General features: G+C 65.6%; 14 protein-coding genes. 8 read left to right on the forward strand and 6 right to left on the reverse strand.

From position 1 onward, the window contains the following. Positions 1–93: 93 nt before the first annotated feature. From ABD002_RS12895 to ABD002_RS12915, 5 genes are all read right to left on the reverse strand, one after another. Entirely contained in the window at positions 94–363 is a 270-nt protein-coding gene (locus ABD002_RS12895) for a hypothetical protein (protein ID WP_343791723.1), read from the reverse strand. Positions 364–462: 99 nt separating this feature from the next. Further along, positions 463–744 (reverse strand): hypothetical protein, encoded by a 282-nt coding sequence (locus tag ABD002_RS12900; RefSeq protein WP_343791725.1) that lies wholly within the window; start codon positions 742–744, stop codon positions 463–465. 249 nt (positions 745–993) lie between these two features. Continuing rightward, on the reverse strand, positions 994–1,632 hold the full coding sequence (locus ABD002_RS12905; RefSeq protein ID WP_343791727.1) for an alpha-ketoglutarate-dependent dioxygenase AlkB family protein: 639 nt from the start codon (positions 1,630–1,632) through the stop codon (positions 994–996). Between the two features lie 126 nt (positions 1,633–1,758). After that, entirely contained in the window at positions 1,759–8,511 is a 6,753-nt protein-coding gene (locus ABD002_RS12910; RefSeq protein ID WP_343791729.1) for a DUF7507 domain-containing protein, read from the reverse strand. A gap of 404 nt (positions 8,512–8,915) precedes the next feature. Further along, entirely contained in the window at positions 8,916–10,316 is a 1,401-nt protein-coding gene (locus tag ABD002_RS12915; protein ID WP_343791731.1) for an amidase, read from the reverse strand. Between the two features lie 127 nt (positions 10,317–10,443). Here ABD002_RS12915 and ABD002_RS12920 point away from each other — a divergent pair, with 127 nt between their 5' ends. Beyond that, positions 10,444–12,081, forward strand: coding sequence for an electron transfer flavoprotein-ubiquinone oxidoreductase (locus tag ABD002_RS12920; RefSeq protein WP_343791733.1), 1,638 nt, complete (start codon positions 10,444–10,446; stop codon positions 12,079–12,081). Positions 12,082–12,097: 16 nt separating this feature from the next. Continuing rightward, positions 12,098–12,991 (forward strand): hypothetical protein, encoded by an 894-nt coding sequence (locus tag ABD002_RS12925; RefSeq protein WP_343791735.1) that lies wholly within the window; start codon positions 12,098–12,100, stop codon positions 12,989–12,991. 302 nt (positions 12,992–13,293) lie between these two features. On the opposite strand, the gene ABD002_RS12930 is transcribed toward ABD002_RS12925, so the two are convergent. After that, entirely contained in the window at positions 13,294–13,695 is a 402-nt protein-coding gene (locus ABD002_RS12930) for a hypothetical protein (protein WP_343791737.1), read from the reverse strand. A gap of 354 nt (positions 13,696–14,049) precedes the next feature. Between ABD002_RS12930 and ABD002_RS12935 the strand changes: the two genes are divergently transcribed. The 6 genes from ABD002_RS12935 to ABD002_RS12960 all read left to right on the forward strand — a co-directional run bounded on the left by ABD002_RS12935 (position 14,050) and on the right by ABD002_RS12960 (position 21,028). Further along, a complete protein-coding gene (locus ABD002_RS12935) occupies positions 14,050–16,986 on the forward strand; it encodes a beta strand repeat-containing protein (protein WP_343791739.1) in 2,937 nt (978 codons plus the stop codon). 135 nt (positions 16,987–17,121) lie between these two features. Beyond that, positions 17,122–17,847 carry a hypothetical protein gene (locus ABD002_RS12940; protein WP_343791741.1) on the forward strand — a complete coding sequence of 242 codons (726 nt, stop codon included), beginning with the start codon at positions 17,122–17,124 and terminating at the stop codon, positions 17,845–17,847. 50 nt (positions 17,848–17,897) lie between these two features. Next, the gene (locus ABD002_RS12945; protein WP_343791743.1) at positions 17,898–18,104 is read left to right on the forward strand and encodes a hypothetical protein; all 207 of its coding nucleotides are present in this window, start codon (positions 17,898–17,900) and stop codon (positions 18,102–18,104) included. A 93-nt stretch (positions 18,105–18,197) separates the two neighbouring features. Continuing rightward, positions 18,198–19,124, forward strand: a complete 927-nt coding sequence (locus ABD002_RS12950; RefSeq protein ID WP_343791745.1) for an ATP-grasp domain-containing protein — start codon at positions 18,198–18,200, stop codon at positions 19,122–19,124. A gap of 210 nt (positions 19,125–19,334) precedes the next feature. Then, positions 19,335–20,081 (forward strand): electron transfer flavoprotein subunit beta/FixA family protein, encoded by a 747-nt coding sequence (locus ABD002_RS12955; protein WP_343791747.1) that lies wholly within the window; start codon positions 19,335–19,337, stop codon positions 20,079–20,081. Beyond that, positions 20,081–21,028 carry an electron transfer flavoprotein subunit alpha/FixB family protein gene (locus tag ABD002_RS12960; RefSeq protein ID WP_343791749.1) on the forward strand — a complete coding sequence of 316 codons (948 nt, stop codon included), beginning with the start codon at positions 20,081–20,083 and terminating at the stop codon, positions 21,026–21,028. Before ABD002_RS12955 ends, ABD002_RS12960 begins: the two co-directional genes overlap by 1 nt. Positions 21,029–21,072 lie beyond the last annotated feature (44 nt).

The raw sequence follows: 21,072 nt of genomic DNA on the forward strand, positions 1-21,072 counted from the left end.
TGGCATCGTGATCACTCCTGAAGGGTGAGTTCAGGGTGTCCACTAAACCGTAGGAACTATCCCGTCGGCTTGAATGAATTGTTAGGCGCGCAGCTACTCGCCTGCAAACCCAAATTTCTTCTCTTCCGGGTACACGATGACGAACTTGACGTAGCCATGCGGGATTTGGATCTCTGCCTCAAACGTTGAGTCATCATTGGCCTTGCCCTCTACGACCATGCGGAAGTACTGGCCCGATGTGTCGGCAGTGGCGCAGTAAATGTACTTGCCAATTGGCCCCTCGCTCACGAACGGAGCGATTGCTCCGGCGAAGTCTATGTACGCCTGATCGTGCAGCAATACTCCATAGACGCGCTTTCCCATCAGATCTCCCCTTAGCGCCTAACGCCTGAGCTAAGCGGCCGCTGCCGCGAAGAGCATTAGGATACCGCAACCCGTCGCGGCGGTCCGCTGAGCGAATAGTTAGGCCGCGCTTTGACGCTCCCACTGTGCGAGAACGGACAAGAGGCCGGTAAGCTGCGCTTTTGCGCACCGATGATCCTTGAAGCGAATGTCAGCGTCGGACAGAAAGTGCCACACGATCTCAGGCGTGCTGTTTGCCAGCGAAGGTGATGCGCTGATATGCAGCTTTAGCGCTACGCATTCCGTTACTAGCGGATCGAGCTGCTCGACGTCAGCGGGCTCCCGCACTGCCAAGCGGCGTAGATTCGCGATGAGCTCTTGCGGTGATGTTTCGCGATCCATGCAAATGCAGCCTAACTACAAATAGACCCCGCATCCGGGGTGTTGCACGCGATCGTTCATGAACACCACGGTGAGGTCAAGCGAATTTCTGCAGACCCATCGGCACCTTGCGTCATGTGTCCGCGTCCGAGGATTCGCCGGTTAGGGGTGCAACATGGCGAAACCGACACTGTATGAGTTACCGGGGCGGAAGCGAGGGTGTAACAGTGGGCGTCTGCCACCTACGAGACCTGCACGAACGTAGACCGGCTAGGTCGGCACGTCGCGAATCTCGCCAATCCGCCGGAACGTCAGGTTGATGCGCGGCGCTTCGACGCGTGCGCGTTTTGGGAGCGCGTGTTGGTAGAGCCGCTGCGTGCCGCCGGCCATCACCAGCAGGCCGCCGTGCGCGAGTTCGATCGAGAGCACGGTCTTGCGCGTCGCGCGCGAGCGCAGACGGAACGTGCGTTCGGCGCCGAAGCTGAGCGACGCGATCACCGGTCGCGCGCCGAGTTCGGGTTCGTCGTCGCTGTGCCAGCCCATCGAGTCACGGCCGTCGCGGTACAGGTTTGCGAGCACGCTGTTGAAACGCACGCCGAGGCGCGTCGCGAGATCGTCGCGCAATGCCGCGACGGTCGGCGTCCACGGCAGCGGTTCGAAGCGCGTGCCGGAGTAGGTGTAGACCGCGTCGGGATCGCCGATCCAGCACGAGAGGCGCGGCGACTCGACCTCGCGGCCGAACAGATTCAGGCGATGCGTGCTCCACGGAATCTCGGCGCGAAACGCCGCGAACAGCGCATCCGCCTCGGCGCGCGGCCAGGCGTTCGCGACGTAGCGCACGTCGGCACCGGGCAACGCCAGAGCCTCGAATGCGAGGGCGGATCGCTGGCGGCTGGAATCGTCCTTCATGCCGCGCAGCGTAGCTGATCGCCCTTCATGCGCCGCAACGGCTCGACACCGTGCTTCAGCACAGGCACAACGCAATCGGCGTCCGATCGCGCGGTGCGCGCCTGAACGGCGCGCACCGCGTGGGGATCAGCGTCGACGCCGCGCGAGCGGCGCACCGACCAGCATCAGCAACAGACCCATCAGCACGAGCATCCAGCGCGCATCGAGCGGCACCGGCTCGACAGGCGCGCCCGGACCACCGCCGCTGACCGTGGTCGTCGCCGTGCCCGAGTTGTTGTTCGGGGTCGGGTCCGGAACCGTCGCCGAACTCACGCTCGCGTTGTTGACGATGCTGCCGCTGAAGCCTGGATTGATCGCATAGGTGACCGTGAGCGACCTGCTCGCGCCGTTCGCGAGCGCGCCGAGCGTGCACGGGAAGCCGCTTGCGCACGGTGCACTCGCCGAGACGAACGCGAGGCCCGCTGGTGTCGGATCGGTGATCACCGCGTCGGGCACCGCGTTCGGGCCATGATTGGCGACCACGAGCGCGTAGGTCACGCTTGAACCTGCGGTTGCGGTGACCGGCCCGGTCTTCACGATCGATAGATCGGCCGATACGGCCGGCGCGATCACCGGCGTTGTCGCGCTGCCGACATTGTTCGTGCCATTCGGATCCGGCGTGTCGCTGCCGACGGTCGCGGTGTTCACGATCGGGTTCGCGCCGGCATAGCCGGACGGTACCGCATACGTGCTCGTGATCGTTACGCTGGCGCCGTTCGCGAGCGTGCCCAGCGCACACGGATACGCGGTCGCGCAGGCACCCGTGTTGGCGACAAAAGTCAGTCCCGCCGGCGTCGGATCGGACACAACCACGTTCGCCGCTGCGTTCGGACCATGGTTCGCGACCACGATCGTGTATGCGACGGTCCCGCCAGCCGTCACGCTGGAGGGGCCTGTCTTTGTCAACGACAGGTCCGCCGAAGTCGGCGCGGCCACTACCGGGACCGTGACGGTGCTGCTGTTGTTGGCCAGGTTCGGATCAGTCGTTGGCGACGACACGTTCGCGGTATTGGAGATGCTGCCGCTGGCGTTCGCGGCGACCGCGAACGTCACGCTCACGATCGTGCTTGCACCGTTCGGCAGATCGCCGAGTGTGCACGGGAAGCCGCTCTGGCACGGGGTCGATGCGGAGACGAAGCTGAGGCCGGCCGGCGTCGGATCGCCCAGTTGCACCGCGAGCGCCGTGTTGGGACCGTTGTTCGTCACGGTCAGCGTAAAGGTCGCGTTCGCGCCGGCGACCAGCTGTGCAGGGCCGGTCTTGACGACCGCCAGGTCGGCCACCGCATTGACCGGCGTCGTCACTGTGCTTGCGCAATGCGTTGCTGCCGGACACGTCGGATCGCCACCGCCTGATACCGTCGCCGTGTTCGACAGCGTGCTGCCGCTCGCCGCCGCCGTCGGTGTCACCGGGATCACGAAGCTCACTGAAGCGCTCGTCGCCAAGCCCGCCACGATCGTGCAGGTGACGGCCTGACCGCTCGCCACGCAGCTCGCCGGCAAGGTGCCGATCGTCAAGCTGCTCGGTACGTTGTCGGTCACCGTACTCACGGCCGTTGTCGCAGCGGTGCCGGTGTTGGTCACCTGCAAGGTGTAGCTCGCCGGCACGCCGACCACGAAGTTCGCCGCACTCGCCGTCTTGACGATCGTCAATTGCGGCGCATTCACCGGTGTCGTCACCGTGCTTGCGCAGTGCGCAGCCGCCGGACACGTTGGATCGCCACCACCCGACACCGTGGCCGTGTTCGACAGCGTGCTGCCGCTGGCGGCCGCGGTCGGCGTCACCGGAATCACGAAGCTCACCGCGTTCGCTGCGCCCGACGCCAGACCCACCGCGATCGTGCAGGTGACGGCCTGACCGCTCGCCGTGCAGCCCGCCGGCAACGTCCCGATGCTCAACGTACTCGGCACGTTGTCGGTCACCGTGCTCACCGCGGTCGTCGCGGCCGTGCCGGTGTTGGTCACCTGCAAGGTGTAGCTCGCCGGCACGCCAACCACGAAGTTCGCGGTGCTCGCGGTCTTGATGATCGTCAGTTGCGGCGCGTTGACGGGCGTCGTCACCGTGCTCGTACAGTTCGCCGTGGTCGGACAGGTCGGATCCCCGCCGCCCGACACGGTTGCCGTGTTCGTCAGCGTGCTGCCGCTCGCGGCCGCGGTCGGCGTCACCGGGATCACGAAGCTCGCTGGACTGTTGGTCAGCAGGCCGCTCGCGATCATGCAGGTCACCTGTTGTCCGCTCGCTGCACAACCGGCTGGCAGGGTTCCGATCGCCAGATTGCCCGGGATCACGTCGGTCACCGTGCTCGCCGCGGTCGTCGTCGCCGTGCCGGTGTTGGTCACCTGCAAGGTGTAGCTCGCCGGCACGCCGACCACGAAGCTCGATGCACTCGCCGTCTTGACGATCGTCAGTTGCGGCGCGTTCACCGGCGTCGTCACGCTGCCGACGCAACGCGCGGGCAGGCTCGATACCGGCGTGCCGTCGACGCAACCGGGATCCCCACCGCCGGTCGCGCCCGCCGTGTTCACGACCGACTGGCCGTTCACGCCTGCCTGCGGTGTCACCGGGATCACGAAGCTGACCGGGCTGTTCGTCGCCAGCCCCGACGCGATCGTGCAGGTCACCGTCTGGCCGCTCGCCGTGCAACCCGCCGGCATCGTGCCAAGGGTCAGACCGGTCGGGACCGTGTCCGTGATCGTCGTCTGCGCCGTTGTCGCCGCGGTGCCGGTGTTGGTGAGCGTCAACGTGTAGGTCGCCGGCTGCCCCACAACGAACGTGGCCGGGTTTGCCGTCTTGGTCAGCTTCAACTGCGGCGCGGTCACCGTGTTCGTCGTGGTGCCGTCGCAATGGCCTGCGCCCGGACAACTCGGATCGCCGCCGCCGTTCGCGACTGCGGTGTTGCTAACGTTGCTGCCGTTCGTCGCCGCCTGCGGCGTGACCGGGATCGTGTAGGTCACCGAACCGCCCGTGGCGATGCCGGCCGGCAACGTGCACGTCACTGCCTGACCGCTGGCACTGCAGCCGATGGGCAAGGTGCCGATCGTCAGGCCGGTCGGGATCGTATCGGTGAGCGTGCCGGCCAGGGTTGCGGCCTGACCGTTGTTGGTCGCCGTGATCACATAACTTGTCGGCACGCCGACGATCAGGCTGCCCTGCAGGATCTTGGTCACGTTGATCAGCGGCGCATTGATCGGCGTCTGGATCGTGCTCTGGCAATGCGCGGCTCCCGGACACGTCGCGTCGCCCCCGCCGTTCACCGTCGCGGTGTTGGTCGCCGGCGAAGCGGTCCCCACCGCGATCGCGACCGGCGCATTGATCACCGGCGCATTCGAACCGGGCAACAACACCGTCACCGTCGTGCAGCTGATCTGCGTGCTCGTGCTGGCCGAGCAGTCCCATCCCGTGCCACTCGGTGCCGCCGTGGTCGTGATGCCTGCCGGCAACGGATCGCTCACCGTGATCGGCGCGACCGTGGCCGAGCTACCGTTGTTGCCCACGAGCAGCGAGTACGTGCCGCTCTGTCCGACCGCGAACGCATTCGGTGTCGCACTCTTGGCGATCGACAGCTGCGGCGCGCCGGTATTGGTGTTCGTCACCTGTGCCGTGCGCGCGCAGGGGGGCGTGCTGCAGGTCGCACTCGCTGGCGGTGTCGCTGTCACGCTGTTGGTGATCGAACCCGTCGCCGACAGCGCCGCGGTGCCATTCACCGCGATGCTGATGCTCGCGCCGGCCGGCAGGCTGACGTTGTTCAACGTGATCGCATTGGTGGCTCCGGTCGCGCCAGTGCCCGGACTCGTCGTGTCGCAATCCGCGCCGGCACTTGCCGTCGAACACGTCCAACCGCTTACCGTTAACGTGGCCGGCACCGTGTCGGTCACCGACACACCGCTCACGTCGCTCGGCCCGTTGTTGGTCACCGTGATCGTGTAGTTCAGCGACTGGCCCGGCAGGTACGTGCTCGCCGGATTGGCGATCTTCGTCACCGCCAGATCGGCCATCGTGTTGATCGTCGTCGGCGCACTCGCGCAACTCGTGGTCGCCGCGTTGCAGCCCGACCCGGGCGGACTCGGCGGGTTGCCGCTGCCGGCCGGATTCGTCGCCGCGTAATTGGTGATCGCGCCCGCGCTCGATGCGCTCACCGTCAGCGTGAAGCTCGCGGTCCCGCCGTTCGCGGCGATCGGCCCCACGACGCTGCATGTCAACAGCGCGCCGGCCGCGCTCGGCAGCGTTCCGCAATTCGCGCCGGTCACCGATTGGGCGATGACGTTCGCCGGCAACTGATCCTGCACGACGATGCTCGTCGCGGTTGCGACCTGGCCGCTGTTGGTTGCGGTCAGCGTGTAGCTGAAGTTCTGGCCCTGCGCTGCCGTGGCCGGACCCACCTTGGTCAGCGTCACGTTAGGCGCCGCGCTGAATACGGTCGCGCCGGAGCTGGTGTTGTTCGCCGTATTGCTTTCCGGCGTGGTCGTGCCGATCGTCGAGGAGACCGGCACCGTGCCCGAGACGGGGCCGGTGTACTGGAAGCCGATGCTGAGGGTCTGGCCCGGCGTCAGCGAAGCCGGCAGGCCCGAGAACGTGACCTGGCAACTGCTGGTGTTGTAGCTCGCGGTCACACCGGCAGGCAGCGTCGGAAAGGTCATGCCGGCGGGACAGCTCCCCGCTGTGCCAATCGTCGCGGTATAGGTGACGCCATTGGCCGTCGCTGTGGCCGCCGAGGCATTGCCATAGGTGATCGTGCCGTTAACCGTGGAGCCACCCGGCGCCGTTGCCGGAACGCTCACGCTGGTGGTGACGTCGGCAACGATGATGATCGTCGTGCCCGAGGCATTGGCGTTGCCGCCATTCGTGGAGCTGATCGTCGTCGAGACCGGCACGCTGCCGGAGTTCGGTGCCGTGTAGGAGAAATTGAAATTGAGGCTCTGGCCAGCGGTCAGTGTCGTCGGCATCCCGTTCAGAGTCACCGCGCAGGTGCTGCTGTTGTAGGTGAATGTGACCCCGGCCGGCAGCAACGGAAACACCAGATTCGTGGGACAGTTGCCCGGGGTGCCGATGACTGCCGTGTACACGACGCCGGTCGCGCTCGTACCACCGACGTTCTGGAAGTTGAAGGAGCCGTTCACAGTAGCGCCGGGGTAGGCGCTCGGCGGCACGCTGACGCTGGTTGCGACGTTCGCGGCGGGCGGCGTCGGGTTGATGACGATCGGCAGGATCTGCGGAGTCGTCTGCTGGTAGGCCCACAGATCCAGACCCTTGGCGTCGCCGAACGCGCCGGTGCAATCGACGTTCGTGTTGCTGTTACCCGGCCAATAACGGTAGTAACACGCTCCCGTGCCACCGTTGCAGTTGGGACCGGAGAATGCCTTTGCACTGGAATCCAGGCCGAGCAGCGATTGATTCGGCGCGGGTGGAACCGGCGGATTGGCCGGACACAGCAGCCCGTTCAGTGTTCCGACGGCCACGCCGTTGCGAGTCACGTAGCCGCGATCGTCGTAGTAGACCGTGTGATCCCCGGACGCGCCGTTGAGTTTGGTCAGGATCGGGCCGCCGTTGGCGTTGCCCTCGGCATCGATGATCGGGAAATGGATTTCGCCATTGCGGCCGATGATGCGGAAATTGAAGTTGCCTGTCGGAAACGCGGTGCCGCTATTGTTGAGCCCGTTCCACGTCACGCTGTTGACGCCATCGGGCGCAAGGCCCTGGAGCGTCGCGTTGGCCGGGTTGCCGGGATCGTAATCGATGCCGGCGCTGACGACGATCAGGTACGAAGTGAGGTTCTGGGTGGTGAACGTGAAGGTACCGCCGCCGCCCACATAGGTCTGGTTGCCGGTCTGCACACCGTTGAACGCGAGATTGCCCAACTGCGGCGAAGGCGGCGTCAGCGGAATGCCCAGCGCCTGCAGGACCAGCGCAGACTGTGCCGCGTTGGCTCCGCTGGGATCGATCGAATTGAAGAACACCGGCGCCTGCGGCGCCTGCGGGCTGATTTCCGCCGGGAACCCGGTAGCGACCAACTGGTTGGCGCCACGCAGATCCTTGTAGAGCGGCTGGCCGTTGTCGAGGAAACCGGACACGTTGCCCCACAGCGCGTACCCGTTCGGATCCAGACCCTGCATGTCCTGCTGGTAGCGCGAGCCGTCCGGCGTGGCGTAGTACAAGGTGTGGTAGACCGGCCTGCTGTTGCCGCCGGTGAAGGCGATCAAGCCGTAGGTGAACACGCGGCCGTCGATGTCGGTCGTAGAGGTAGCATTGGCGCGCACCGTGACGTCCCATGCGGCCACCGTGTTGTTGCCCACGTGCAAGGTCGCCACGGAACCGGTGGGACCACTGCCGCCGCTGGTAGCGACGCTGAACAGGACTCCGTAGATGCCGGAGTTGGGCGCCTTGTAGGCGCACGGCGCATAGCCATTGGTCAGCGTGACGGAGTTGTCTGCGCTGTTCGGTCCGGCGAGTTCGTTGGCGCGGGCGGCGATCCTTCCGAGCGTGCCGCCTGAAAAGCTGCCGGCGGGCGGAGTGGCCGCACCACAGGTGAAGTTCGCCGTCCCCGGAATCGTCTCGTTGCCCTTGGCGCCGAACGACTGCGGGTTGTACACGACGACGTCGCCGCCATTGGCGCGATTGCTCGAACCGAGCAGGATGTACTCGCCGGCCTGCGCATACACATAAAGGAACTGGCGCCGGGCGGCGACGCCCGCATACAGGCCGGCTCCCCCCGTCAGGTCGAGATCCGCGCGCCAGCCTGCCGCGTTGTAGGTCGACGGATAGAGCGTTCGGCTGCCCTCGGCGAAGCAAGCGGGGGCGATCACCGCAATGACGAGGCCGAGCAACAGCGCCAGGCAGCGCACCATGGAATCGCAGCCTGAGCGCGATGGCCGAGACGAAAAAGACTGCGCCACAACGACGCGGCGACGCGGGCCACCCACAGAACTCGACATGCTTCCCCCTGAAAAAATCGAAAATCCGCACCTCGGGCCCGAAGCGCGGCTCGAGCAGCAAAGCCAGGGAGATCCGAACAAACCTTGCCGTCACGCGCGAAGGCGCTCCTCCCCGCTTTCGCGGGAATGACGACGGCGCTCAGGGGTCTCCCAGCACCGATTTTAGCCGAGAACTGTGCTGTTCCTCACAGTTCCAGAAGCGATCGTCACACAAGTTTTGATTGGCGCACTCGCCGCGCGTGAAATCACGGCGAGAGGGCGCGGAACGGAATACGCGTGATGAGGAGCGACGCAGGCCGTCAGCGTCGGCGCAAGATTCACGCCCTCTGCAACACCGGATAAACCGGCACCGCGTCCAGGGTGGCCGCGCAGATCGCGGCGAGTTCGAGCAGGCGCAGATCCGCGCCGGGGCGACCGACCAGTTGCAGGCCGACCGGCAGGCCATCCGGCAGCGTGCCCATCGGCAGGCTGACCGCGGGGCAGCCGGCGAGATTCGCGAATGCGGTCAGGTCGGCGTCGTTCGCGCGTTCGCCATCGGCGAGCGGATAGGCGCCGTGCGCCACGGTCGGCAGCACCAACACGTCGATGTCCTCGAACATGCGGCGCGCCTTGAGCACGGTCGCGTCGAGCATGCGGTCTGCGGCGGCGTAGTCGACCGCGGATTTCGCCTTCGCGAAATCCAGCATCGAGCGCAGGCGCGGCGACAGCGGATGCGCGCGATCGGCGAGGTCATCGGCGAATTCCACACCGAGCTCGCTCTCCATGACCAGCAGCGCGGCGCGGCGTGTGCGGCCGAGGTCGTGGTCTGAGAAGTCGAGGTCGACGCGGTTGCCGAACACGCTGCCGATGCGCTCGACCGCAGCATCGAACACTGCGCGCACTTCGGGAACGACGCCGAACGCACCGAGATCGCGCGCGAACGCGCTGCGCAGGCGGCCCGGTTCCCAGTCCGGCGTGGCCAGCGGCACGCGGCGGCGGCGCGAACGCGGATCGTCCGGATCGTGCGCGTCGAGCACCTGCACGACGATGGCGAGGTCCTCGATCGAACGCGCGAGGATGCCGACGCAGTCGAGCCGGCGCGCCGCGCGCACCATGCCGCGCGTGGAGATCTCGCCGTGGGTCGGCTTCAGCGCGAACACGCCACAGTGGTTGGCCGGAATGCGCGCCGAGCCGAGCGTGTCGCTGCCGAGCGCGAAGCTGCACAGGCCGGCGGCGACCGCGGCAGCGGAACCGCCGGACGAACCGCCGGCGGTGTAGTCGGCGCGCAGCGGGTTCTGCACGGCGCCGTAATGCGGATTCGCGCTGAACGTGCCGAGCGCGCCCTCGTCGAGGTTGGTCTTGCCGAGGATCACCGCGCCGGCCGCGCGCAGGCGCGCGACCGCGCTGGCATCGGTGTGCGCCGTGCGATGGTGGCGACCGGGCAGACCGGCGGTGGTCGGCAGGCCGGCGACATCGAAGTTGTCCTTGATCGCGACGGTGAGGCCGTCGAGGCGGCCGATCGTGCGGCCTTCGCGGCGGCGCGCGTCGCTGGCCGCGGCCTGTGCGGCAGCGCTGTCGTCGAGCGCCAGATAGGCGTTGAGGCGCGGGTTCTGGCGCGCGATCGCGGCGAGGTACGCGGTGGTCAGGCGCACGCTGTCGATGCGTCCGCTCGCGAGCCAGTGCAGTTGCTGGAACGCAGCCGCGCCGCGCAGATCGTTGCCGTTGGCCGGATCGTTCATTGTTCTTGATTCTTTGGCCCGTGTTCGAGTGCGATTATGCCTGCCGCACGGCGAACGAGCGCGTCGTTTGCCGCATTCGTGCCAAAGCCGGACAATCGCCATTCACACACGCGAGCCGGAGCCAGCAATGAGCGAACGCGACATCATGGAATACGACGTCGTCACCGTCGGCGCCGGACCGGCCGGACTGGCGTTCGCGATCCGCTTGAAGCAGCTCAAGCCCGACATCCGTGTCTGCGTGATCGAGAAAGCGTCGACGGTCGGCGCGCAGATCCTCTCCGGTGCGGTGATCGAGCCGGAGCCGCTGAACGAGCTGCTGCCCGAATGGGGCAAGAATCCGCCACCGATCTGCGTGCCGGTGACGAAGGACGAGTTCTGGTGGCTGCGCGATGCGCAGCGAGCGACGAAGTCGCCGGTCACGCCGCCGCAGATGCACAACCACGGCAACTTCATCGTCTCGCTCGGCGCACTGTGTGCGTGGCTGGCGCCGCAGGCGGAGGCGCTCGGCGTCGAGATCTATCCGGGCTTCGCCGCGTCCGAGCCCCTGTTCGACGACAACGGCGCGGTCTGCGGTGTGCGCATCGGCGACATGGGCGTGGCCAAGGATGGTTCTCACAAGCCCGGCTATACGCAAGGCATCGACATCAAGGCGCCGCTGACCGTGCTCGCCGAGGGCTGCCGTGGATCCTTGAGCAAGCAGCTGATCGCGAAATACGCGCTCGACAAGGACTGCGATCCGCAGACCTACGGCATCGGCATCAAGGAACTCTGGCAGTTGCCCGCGGGCCGTGTCGAAGCCGGCAAGGTCATGCACACGCTCGGCTGGCCGCTGAACACGACGACCTACGGCGGCAGCTTTCTCTACCATCTCGACCAGGATCGCGTCGCGATCGGCTTCGTCGCCGGCCTCGACTACGCCGATCCGCTGTTCAAGCCCTGGGACGCGTTTCAGCAGTTCAAGAACCACGCGCTGATCAAGCCGCTGCTCGAAGGCGGCAGCATCGTCTCGGCTGGCGCGCGCGCACTGATCGAAGGCGGCTATCAATCGTTGCCGAAGGTCGAGATGCCGGGCGCGCTGCTGATCGGCGACTCGGCGGGACTCATGAACGTGCCGAAGATCAAGGGTACGCACCAGGCGATCCGCTCCGGCATGCTCGCCGCCGCGCATGTCGCCGAAGCCGGCAAGGCCGACGGCTACGACGCGAAGCTGCGCGCATCGCCGGTGATGGCGGAACTGAAGAAGGTGCGCAACATCCGCCCCGGCTTCAACAAGGGGCTGTGGTTCGGTCTCGCCAACGCGGGCTGGGAAACGGTAACCGTGGGCCTGTCGCCGTGGACCTTGAAGAACCATGCGGACTGGTCGTCACTGGACAAGCTCGATCCGGCCGAAGCGGCGACCGCTGCCGATGCGAACGCGCCGTCGCCGAAGCAGCCGTCGTATGTCGAACGCAGCCTTGCCCCGCGCGACCGCCTCGCCGGCGTCTATTTCGCGGCGACCGAACACGACGAGGACCAGTCGATCCACCTGCACGTCGCCGACACCAATGTCTGCGTCACGCGCTGCGCCTCGGAATACGGCAACCCGTGCACGCGCTTCTGCCCCGCCGGCGTCTACGAGATCGTCGATGACAGCGCCGGCAAGCGCCTGCAGATCAACGCCGCCAACTGCGTGCACTGCAAGACCTGCGACATCAAGGATCCGTACCAGATCATCACCTGGGTGACGCCGGAAGGCGGCAGCGGACCGAACTACCAGAACCTGTGATTGAACAAGGTGGCATATGGCTTCGAAACGAAAATGGCCACAGCTATGGATTCCAGGGATTTCGATTGTGGGGCTCGTTTTAATAGTCGTTTGCGCGCGAGATCCATCAAAGAGCAGCCTGGTTCAGGCCTTATCCACTATTACAGCTGCCGCCATAGCAGCGATGGCTGTCATGTGGCAAGTCCAGCAAAACAATCAAGCAACCCTGGACTCAAAGCGTGCTGAAGAGCAACGACGGTTTCGCTCAGATCTATATAAGGAAATAGTTCAAGCACGCCAAGCCACGCATGAGCCTGTGGTCGCAATGCTGGGACTTCTTCATGGCGTCCTTCAACAAGTCGACACAACGTGGAAATACCCTCAGGTTGCTCGCAGCAACCCGGAGTCCATGAAATATTCGTCCCAATCACTCCTGAAAATGCTTCAGGATTGCTCGGCTGCCACAGGGACACTGCACCGCATTGCTGAGGACTTTGAAGTAGCCCTCCCTGGGTCCGATATTTTTAAGCTAGCATTCTCTGTGATTGGAGAGGAAATTCGCGCCTCGTGGCCAGCGTTTTATGTAGCCGCCGTTCCATATATCCCAAACGAACTCGTTCCTGATGATCACGTCAAGAAATTACTAAGTCGCTCACCGCCAACAACCGAGGACTTTAAAGCAATTTACGACTCTGGGCTGCCATTGCAAACTGCCTGCATAGAGCTGGCATGCGCCGTCGAGGACTTCATCATCGAGTCGCAAAATTGCTTAATCTCGGAGTTTTTTACGACTACTGCTACACGACGGAAACCGTCTTCATCAGAGCATGTTGTCATTACCCTTGATCAAGGCGATAGAGATCGAATTGAAGGTCATTTCAATTGGCGTCGAAGGAAGGCGCAAGAAGCGACGCGAATCATGGGCGATTAGCGCGAGCAGTTGGACGAGGCGAATCGCCCTTAGCGAATCAGGGTCTTGCAGCGCACGCAGTTCGCGGCATTGATCTGCAGACGTTTGCTGATCCGATCAGGTCCGATGCCCTGCTATCGACGCACGCGGCGGCTTATTCGACGTCGAACGACTGCAGCGTGAGTTTCTTTGTCGACGCAGGTCATGGTCCGGAATCGCCGTCGATCCGGTGACCAATCACGTGCTGGCCACCTCGAACAACGGCGCATCTTTTATCGCTTCCTGGGATCGCAGAACCGTCGACACCCCTAAGCTGGCCTGCTTCAGGTGTTGGCGTCCTTGAGGATCTCCGACAGCCATTCGGCGTAGACGTGCGCAACCTCCAGCGTCTTGCTGCTCAGGCCGCGCTGGGCGACGCCCAGCGCATGCTGCAGGTCCTTCTTCTGCGCGTCCGTCTGCGCTTCGTCGTGCAACGCGCCCTTCTCCGCACCCATGCCGGCGCAGGGATTCTCCGCGCGCTTGTCGAACAGCTTGCTGTCCGGATCGACCAGGCAGTTGATCACGTGATGGAAGTGCGACCTCGCGGTCGGCAGCGTGTTCGCCGCCAGCGCCATGCCGGCATGCACCTGTGCCGTGATCGTCTCGATGCGCTGCTGGCTGGCGGCCAGCGCGATCGGTGATGCCAACATTCCCGACAGCGCAACGCAAAGCACCTTGCGGAACATAGGAGAGCCCCTTTGTGGTTGATGGCGACCGCACCCAATCTGCCTCGGCAAACGTATCACCTCGGCTTGCCTGGCATCGACCGGGTATCGAGCTGATTCCTTTCGCGAGCCTGACGAAATGACGGGCGCAATCATTCTTCGGTCTTCAGGATGAAGACGCACATACGCATTTCGGCGTAGTCGACTCATTCCACGATGGGAATTTGTAAAGAACTGACATTATGCTGATGGCGAAGCTGGGACGCTTCAGGCGCGGGGACGCCTCGAGCAATCGGTAGCGCACAGTTGAGGGACTGTGCACACCGGCTCAATGGCCCGGGAGCGTGGGCTATCCACTTCCACCGAGGAGTCCTCATGCGGAACCCAAAGATCTACGCGATGGCGTTGGCCATCGCGGCAGCCTGCGGCATGTTCACTTCGTTGTTATCGGCCCAGTCGCTGGAGCCTTCGACCGAAAACCTGCAATTCCCGGCCAATGTGATGCCGGACACCGTCGAGCACGAAGCGCTGATGGCCACACCCAGCGCGTCGTCGGGCAGCTGCGGTGTCGAGCGCTGGTCGGTCAAGACCGGCACCGATCCCGATGCCGGCCTGGTCAATCTCAACAGCCCGGTCATCCAGACCATCAGCTATCTGCGCTCACAGCCGGCACCGGCCACACTACCGGCCAACTCGCGCGTGCAGCCGACCGAGTCGACCCTGTTCGTGATCGACGCCACGCTGACCGAATACAAGCTCGAGAACGACTCGGACTATCACCTGGTTGTCCGGGATGCCAGCGGCAACACGATGATCACCGAGATCCCGGATCCGGCCTGCGTCGGCACCGGCAGCCCGTTCGCCTCGTACATCACGACCGCGCGCCAGCAGTTCGATGCGAAATACACCACGACGACGAGCTTCCAGACCGCGAACATCCCGGTGCAGATCACAGGCGTCGGCTTCTTCGACTTCCAGCACGGCCAGACCGGCGTGGCGCCGAACGGGATCGAGCTGCATCCGATCCTCGACATCCGCTTCAATCCGGGTTCGGGCACCCCGGACTTCGCGCTGTCGGCCGCGCCGGCCAGCGTGAGCGTGACCCAGGGCAGCAATGGCACCAGCACGCTGACGGTCACACCGTCGGGTGGCTTCACCGGCAGCGTCAACCTGTCGGCCTCGGGCCTGCCGAGCGGCGTGACCGCCGCGTTCAGCCCGGCCAGCACGACCGGCACCAGCACCTTGACGCTGACCGCCGCCGCGACAGCGACGACCGGTCCGGCGACCGTGACCGTCACTGGCGTCTCGGGTTCGCTCAGCCATACCACCACGATCAACCTGACGGTCGTCGCCTCGGGCGGCGGCGGTGGCGGCCAGACTGCGGTCTACAACGCCGCGTTGAAGGTGCCCGAGTGCGCAACGACCGGCTCGTCCTGTGACTCCGGTCCGACGCTGCTGCTCGGCCGCGGCACGATGTCCGGTGGCGTCGAGCCGAACCAGCCGAACACGATCAACAATTCGTGCGCGGACGGAACATCCGGAACATTCCACTCCGACGAGTCCAATGACCGCATCGCGATCGCCTCGACCGATGGCGGTCCGCTGACCGCCGGCAAGACGGCGAAGGTCACCGCGACCGTGTGGGCCTACGACAGCACGTCGGATGCGCTGGACCTCTACTCCGCCGCTGACGCGAACAACCCGACATGGGTGTTCCTCAACACGATCACGCCCTCGGCGGCCGGCGCGCAGGCGCTTTCGACGACCTTCACCTTGCCGAGCGGTGGCCTGCAGGCAGTGCGTGCGCACTTCCGTTACCAGGGCAGCGCCTCGTCCTGCAGCACGGGCTCGTACGACGAATCGGACGACCTCGTCTTCGCGGTCGCGGCCGGCACGCCGACGCCCGACTTCTCGGTCGCGGCCTCGCCGTCCTCGCTGTCGGTGAACCAGGGTGCGAGCGGCACCAGCACGCTCACGGTCGGAAGCCTGAATGGCTTCAGCGCCGCGACGACCTTCAGCGTTTCCGGTCTGCCGACCGGCGTGACGGCCTCGTTCTCGACGAACCCGGTGACGCCGGCGTCCGGCGGCAATGCGACCTCCACGCTCACTCTCGCCGCATCGTCGACCGCGACGGTGGGCGCCGCGACGGTGACCGTCACGGCGACCTCCGGCAGCATTTCGCACACGGCCACGGTCGGCCTGACCGTCAACGCGGTGACCCGGCCGGACTATTCGCTGTCGGCTTCGCCGGCCAGCGTCAGCGCGACCCAGGGCGGCAGCACCAGCAGCACGATCAGCGTCGCCCCGGTCGGCGGATTCAGCGGCAGCGTCAATCTGTCCGCGTCCGGCCTGCCGAGCGGCGTGACCGCCGCGTTCAACCCGGCCATCACAGCGGGGACGAGCGTGCTTACCCTGACTGCCGGCGCCGCGGCGACGACCGGGCCCGCAACGGTGACGGTGACCGGCACCTCCGGTTCGCTCAGCCACACGACCACGATCAGCCTGACGGTCAACGCGACAACCCCGCCGGACTATTCGCTGTCGGCCTCGCCGGCCAGCGTCAGCGTGACCCAGGGCGCCAGCGGCAACAGCACGATCAGCGTGGCGCCGGTGGGCGGTTTCAGTGGCAGTGTCAGCCTGTCCGCCTCTGGTCTGCCGAGCGGCGTGACCGCAGCGTTCAGCCCGGCCAACACGACCGGCACGAGCACGCTGACGTTGACGGCGAGCAGCACCGCCACGACCGGAACCGCGACGGTGACGGTGACGGGTACTTCCGGCACGCTCAGCCATACGGCGACGATCAGCCTCACGGTGAACGCGGGTGGCGGCACGCCGCAGCAGCTGTTCGGCAACACCGGCTTCGAAAGCGGCGTCGCGACGCCGTGGTCGATCAGCTCGGGTGCGTTGTGCAGCAACAGCAGCTGCAGCGGCGAGACCGCACACACCGGCACGTGGTTCGCGTGGCTCGATGGCTACGGCAGCGCACATACCGACACGCTGTCGCAGCAGGTCGCGCTGCCGGCCGGCAAGACCACGGCGACGCTTGCGTTCTGGTTGCATATCGACACGGCCGAGACCTCGACGACGACTGCGTACGACAAGCTGACGGTGCAGGTGTTGAACAGTTCGGGCACGGTGCTGAAGACACTGGCGACCTACTCGAACCTCAATGCCAACACCGGGTACGCGCAGCGCACGCTCGATGTCAGTACCTACATCGGCCAGACGGTGACGATCAAGTTCACCGGCACCGAGGACAGCCAGCTGCAGACCTCGTTCGTGCTCGATGACCTGACCCTGACCGTGCAATAGAAGTCCGTTCCGCAATGACGCCTGGCGCCGTGAAAACGGCGCCAGGCATTGCGGAGGTCGGCCGCTCTTCCGATACGTCGCCTCCAGCCGACGCCGGGTTTAACATACCGCGGCGACTGTCCAGGAGACATGGCCGTGAATCCATGCATGCCGCGCTGCGCGGCATTCCTGTCGTTGCTCTGCTTCGCCGTCGCGTCGACGGCAGGCGACCACGTGCTGCTGAACGCGACGTTCAACGCGGAGACTGTCGGTTCTCCTCCAGGCACCGGCGGCGCGGCCGTCGGCGAGCCGATCGGCGCCGGCACCGCGATCATCGGCCTTGCGCCGTTTCCTACGCCGAACCTGCAGATTCGCGATACCGCGACGTGTTGTGCGCAGGCGACCGCATTCGAGTTCCTCGGCAGCGAGGAAGTGACAAGTGGCACCGTGCAGATCCGCGCCGATGTCGAGTTCAGCGGAACGTCGCAGCCGGTCATCGGCTTGCGGGAGCAGGGCAGCTACGCGGACACGTTCCTCGACCTCTACAGCGGCAACGACCAGCCCTATCTGGCCGCGTATACCGGTAGCACCTTCCACACCGTGCTTGGCCAGTTCACGCCGAACGCGATCGTGCCGCTGGAGATCGATGCCTCGGCAGACCAGAGGCTCGTCTCGATCCGCCTCAACGGAGTATCCCTGCTCGACCAGGCTGCGATCACGTTCACCCAGCCGACCACGCGCGGCATCGGCACATTGCTTATCGGCGTGGAGAACTCGGCGAGCCTGAGCGGGGATGTGATGCGCATCGACAACCTGCACGCGATCGCCTGCACGTCGAGCGTGTTCGCCGATTGCCTGTTTGTCGACAGTTTCGACCACTGAAGGCAGCGTGGACGCGAACACAACGGACCACCCCGAAAGGCAGGTACCACGTGGAAGGTCAATCAGCGTTGCTGTGGGGCGTGTTGTTCGGCTCGTTCGGGCTCGGTTTCTTCATCTACGGAAAGAAGCAGAGAATGATCGTGCCGCTGGTATGCGGCCTCGCGCTGATGGTGTTTCCGTATTTCGTGTCGAGCACGTTGCCGCTGGTTATCATCGGGCTGGCGCTGATCGTGACTCCGTATTTCGCCAGGTTCTGATTCCGCGGAAGCGTGGGCCGTGACCGGCGCGGGATGCAGGGCGCGGTCGCGCTCGGTTCATCCAACGATTCCTGCATCCGGAGCAGCCGCTGCATGACATCACCTCGTATCGCGCTCGTCACTGCGCACGCCGCACGTGCGCTCGACGACGACCTCGCGCCGCTGGTCGCGGCGCTGAATGAGCTCGGCACGCATGTCCAGATCATCGACTGGGACGATGCGGCGGCGGACTGGTCGCACGTCGACCTCGCCGTGCTGCGCTCGACCTGGGACTACACCGAGCGCCTGCCCGAATTCCTCGCCTGGGCCGAACGGACGGCGGCGCACACGCGGCTGCTGAATCCGCTCGACGTGTTGCGCTGGAACACCGACAAGCACTACCTCGGCGCGCTCGCCGGACGCGGCATCCTGATCGTGCCAAGCCTGTTCGTCGAGCCGGGGGAGGATGCGGCGCGCGCGCTCGAGCGCTTTCTCGACCTGCACGCGGAATTCGACGAATTCGTGATCAAACCGGCCATCGGCGCGGGCTCGCGCGACGCGCAGCGCCACGGGCGCGACGCGCACGATGCCGCACTCGCGCACGTACGACGCCTGCTCGATGCCGACCGCAGCGTGCTGATGCAGCCGTATCTCGATCGCGTCGACGAACACGGTGAGACGGCGCTGATCTTCTTCGACGGGCGCTACAGCCACGCGATCCGCAAGGGTCCGCTGCTGAGGCGCGGTGAGGGCCCCACCTCCGATCTGTTCGCGACCGAACAGATCACGCCGCGGGTACCGACGCCGCAGGAACGCGCGGTCGCCGAACGCACCCTGGCTGCGATCCCGTTTGCGCAGCCGCTGCCCTACGCACGCGTCGACCTGATCCACGACAACGACGGATCGCCACGCCTTCTCGAGCTGGAGCTCGCCGAGCCCTCGCTATTCTTCGCACATGCACCGGGTTCGGCGTTGCGCTTTGCGCAGACCCTCCTCGCGCGTGCGAACCGAGCGGCTCCGCTACAACTGGTCACGCATTGACCACCCCCGATTGACAAGCGCGTCGCACGGTCGTTTGCGCCACTTGATCCCGAGCTTGTCCACAGGGCTATCCACGGCGGCTGTGGAAAACTCTGGAGCACGCCGCCGGACCGCGACACGCACCACGCCGCCGGCGCGTTTCCGCTAAAATCGCGTCTCTTTGCGCCGGCCCCGCGGCCGCGCGGCTTCTGCAGCGAGGTTCAGCACCCGATGAAAATCCTGGTCGGCTACAAGCGCGTTGTCGATTTCAACGTGCGCATCCAGGTCAAGCCGGACGGCTCCGGCGTGGTCACCGATGGCGTGAAACTCTCCGCCAATCCGTTCGACGACATCGCGCTCGAAGAAGCGTTACGGTTGCGCGAGAAAGGCATCGCCAGCGAGGTCATCGTCGCGACGATCGGTCCGGCTGACGCGCAGGCGCACATCCGCAACGGCCTCGCGATGGGCGCGAACCGCGCGATCCACGTCGTCACCAACGACGCGATCCAGCCGCTGACCGCGGCACGCGCGCTGCTGAAGCTGGTCGAGAAGGAACAGCCCGGCATCGTACTGCTGGGCAAGCAGGCGATCGATGATGACTGCAACCAGACCGGCCAGATGCTCGCCGCGTTGTGGGATCGTCCGCAGGCGACGTTCGCGTCGAAGGTCGAAGTGAACGGCGACGCCGCCAAGGTCACGCGTGAGGTCGACGCCGGCCTGGAGACGATCGAGGTCGACCTGCCCGCCGTGATCACGACGGATCTGCGCCTCAACGAACCGCGCTTCATCAAACTGCCGGACATCATGAAGGCGAAGTCCAAACCGATCGAGACGATCGAGTTCGCCAGTCTCGGTGTCGAGTCCGGCGATCATCTCAAGACCACGCACTACGCGCCACCGGCGAAGCGCAGCAAGGGCGTGATGGTCAAGGACGTCGCGGAACTCGTGTCCGCGCTGAAAGCGAAGGGGTTGATCTGATGAGCAAGGTCCTGATCGTCGCCGAACACCTCGACGGCAAGCTCAATTCCAGCACCGCGCGCTGCGTGACCTGTGCGAAGGACATGAAGGCCGAGGCGATCGACGTGCTCGTGCTCGCCTCCAATCCTGCCGCGATCGCGGACGACGGACAAAAGATCCACGGCGTGTCGAAGGTGCTGACCGTCGCACGTCCCGAGAATGCGCATCCGCTCGCTGCGATCTACGCGCCGCAGATCGCTGCCGTCGCGAAGAACGGCTACACGCACGTGCTCGCTCCATCCACTACGTTCGGCAAGGACGTGCTGCCGAGAGTCGCCGCACTGCTCGCTGTCGCCCAGGTCTCGGACATCTCCGCAGTCGACGGTGCGCACACGTTCAAGCGGCCGATCTACGCCGGCAACGCAATCGTCACGGTCGAAGCACCTGCGGGCCAGATGCTGGTCGGTACTGTGCGCACCGCGTCGTACGCGGCCGCGGCGAGCGGCGAGAACGCGGCGCCGGTCGAGGCGCTGACGCTCGACGTCGCGCTGCCCGGCCACACGCGCTTCGTCGAACTCGCGCAAGGCAAGAGCGATCGCCCGGACCTGCAGGCAGCTGCGCGCGTCGTCTCCGGTGGCCGCGCACTTGGCTCGTCGGATGCGTTCAAGATCATCTATGCACTTGCCGACAAGCTCGGCGCCGCGGTCGGCGCCTCGCGCGCCGCCGTCGACGCGGGCTACGTACCGAGCGACCTGCAGGTGGGACAGACCGGCAAGATCATCGCACCGGAGTTGTACATCGCGGTCGGCATCTCCGGCGCGATCCAGCACCTGACCGGCATCAAGGACGCCGGCACGATCGTCGCGATCAACAAGGACGCCGAGGCGCCGATCTTCGAGATCGCCGACTTCGGCCTGGTCGGCGACCTGTTCAAGCTGGTACCGGAGTTCGAGCAGGCGATCGGCTGAACGCCTTTGCGGGAGCGCTGCAAGCGCGACCGGGATACGCACTT

Source organism: Dokdonella soli (assembly GCF_039523175.1).
GTDB classification, from domain to species: Bacteria; Pseudomonadota; Gammaproteobacteria; order Xanthomonadales; family Rhodanobacteraceae; genus Dokdonella_A; species Dokdonella_A soli.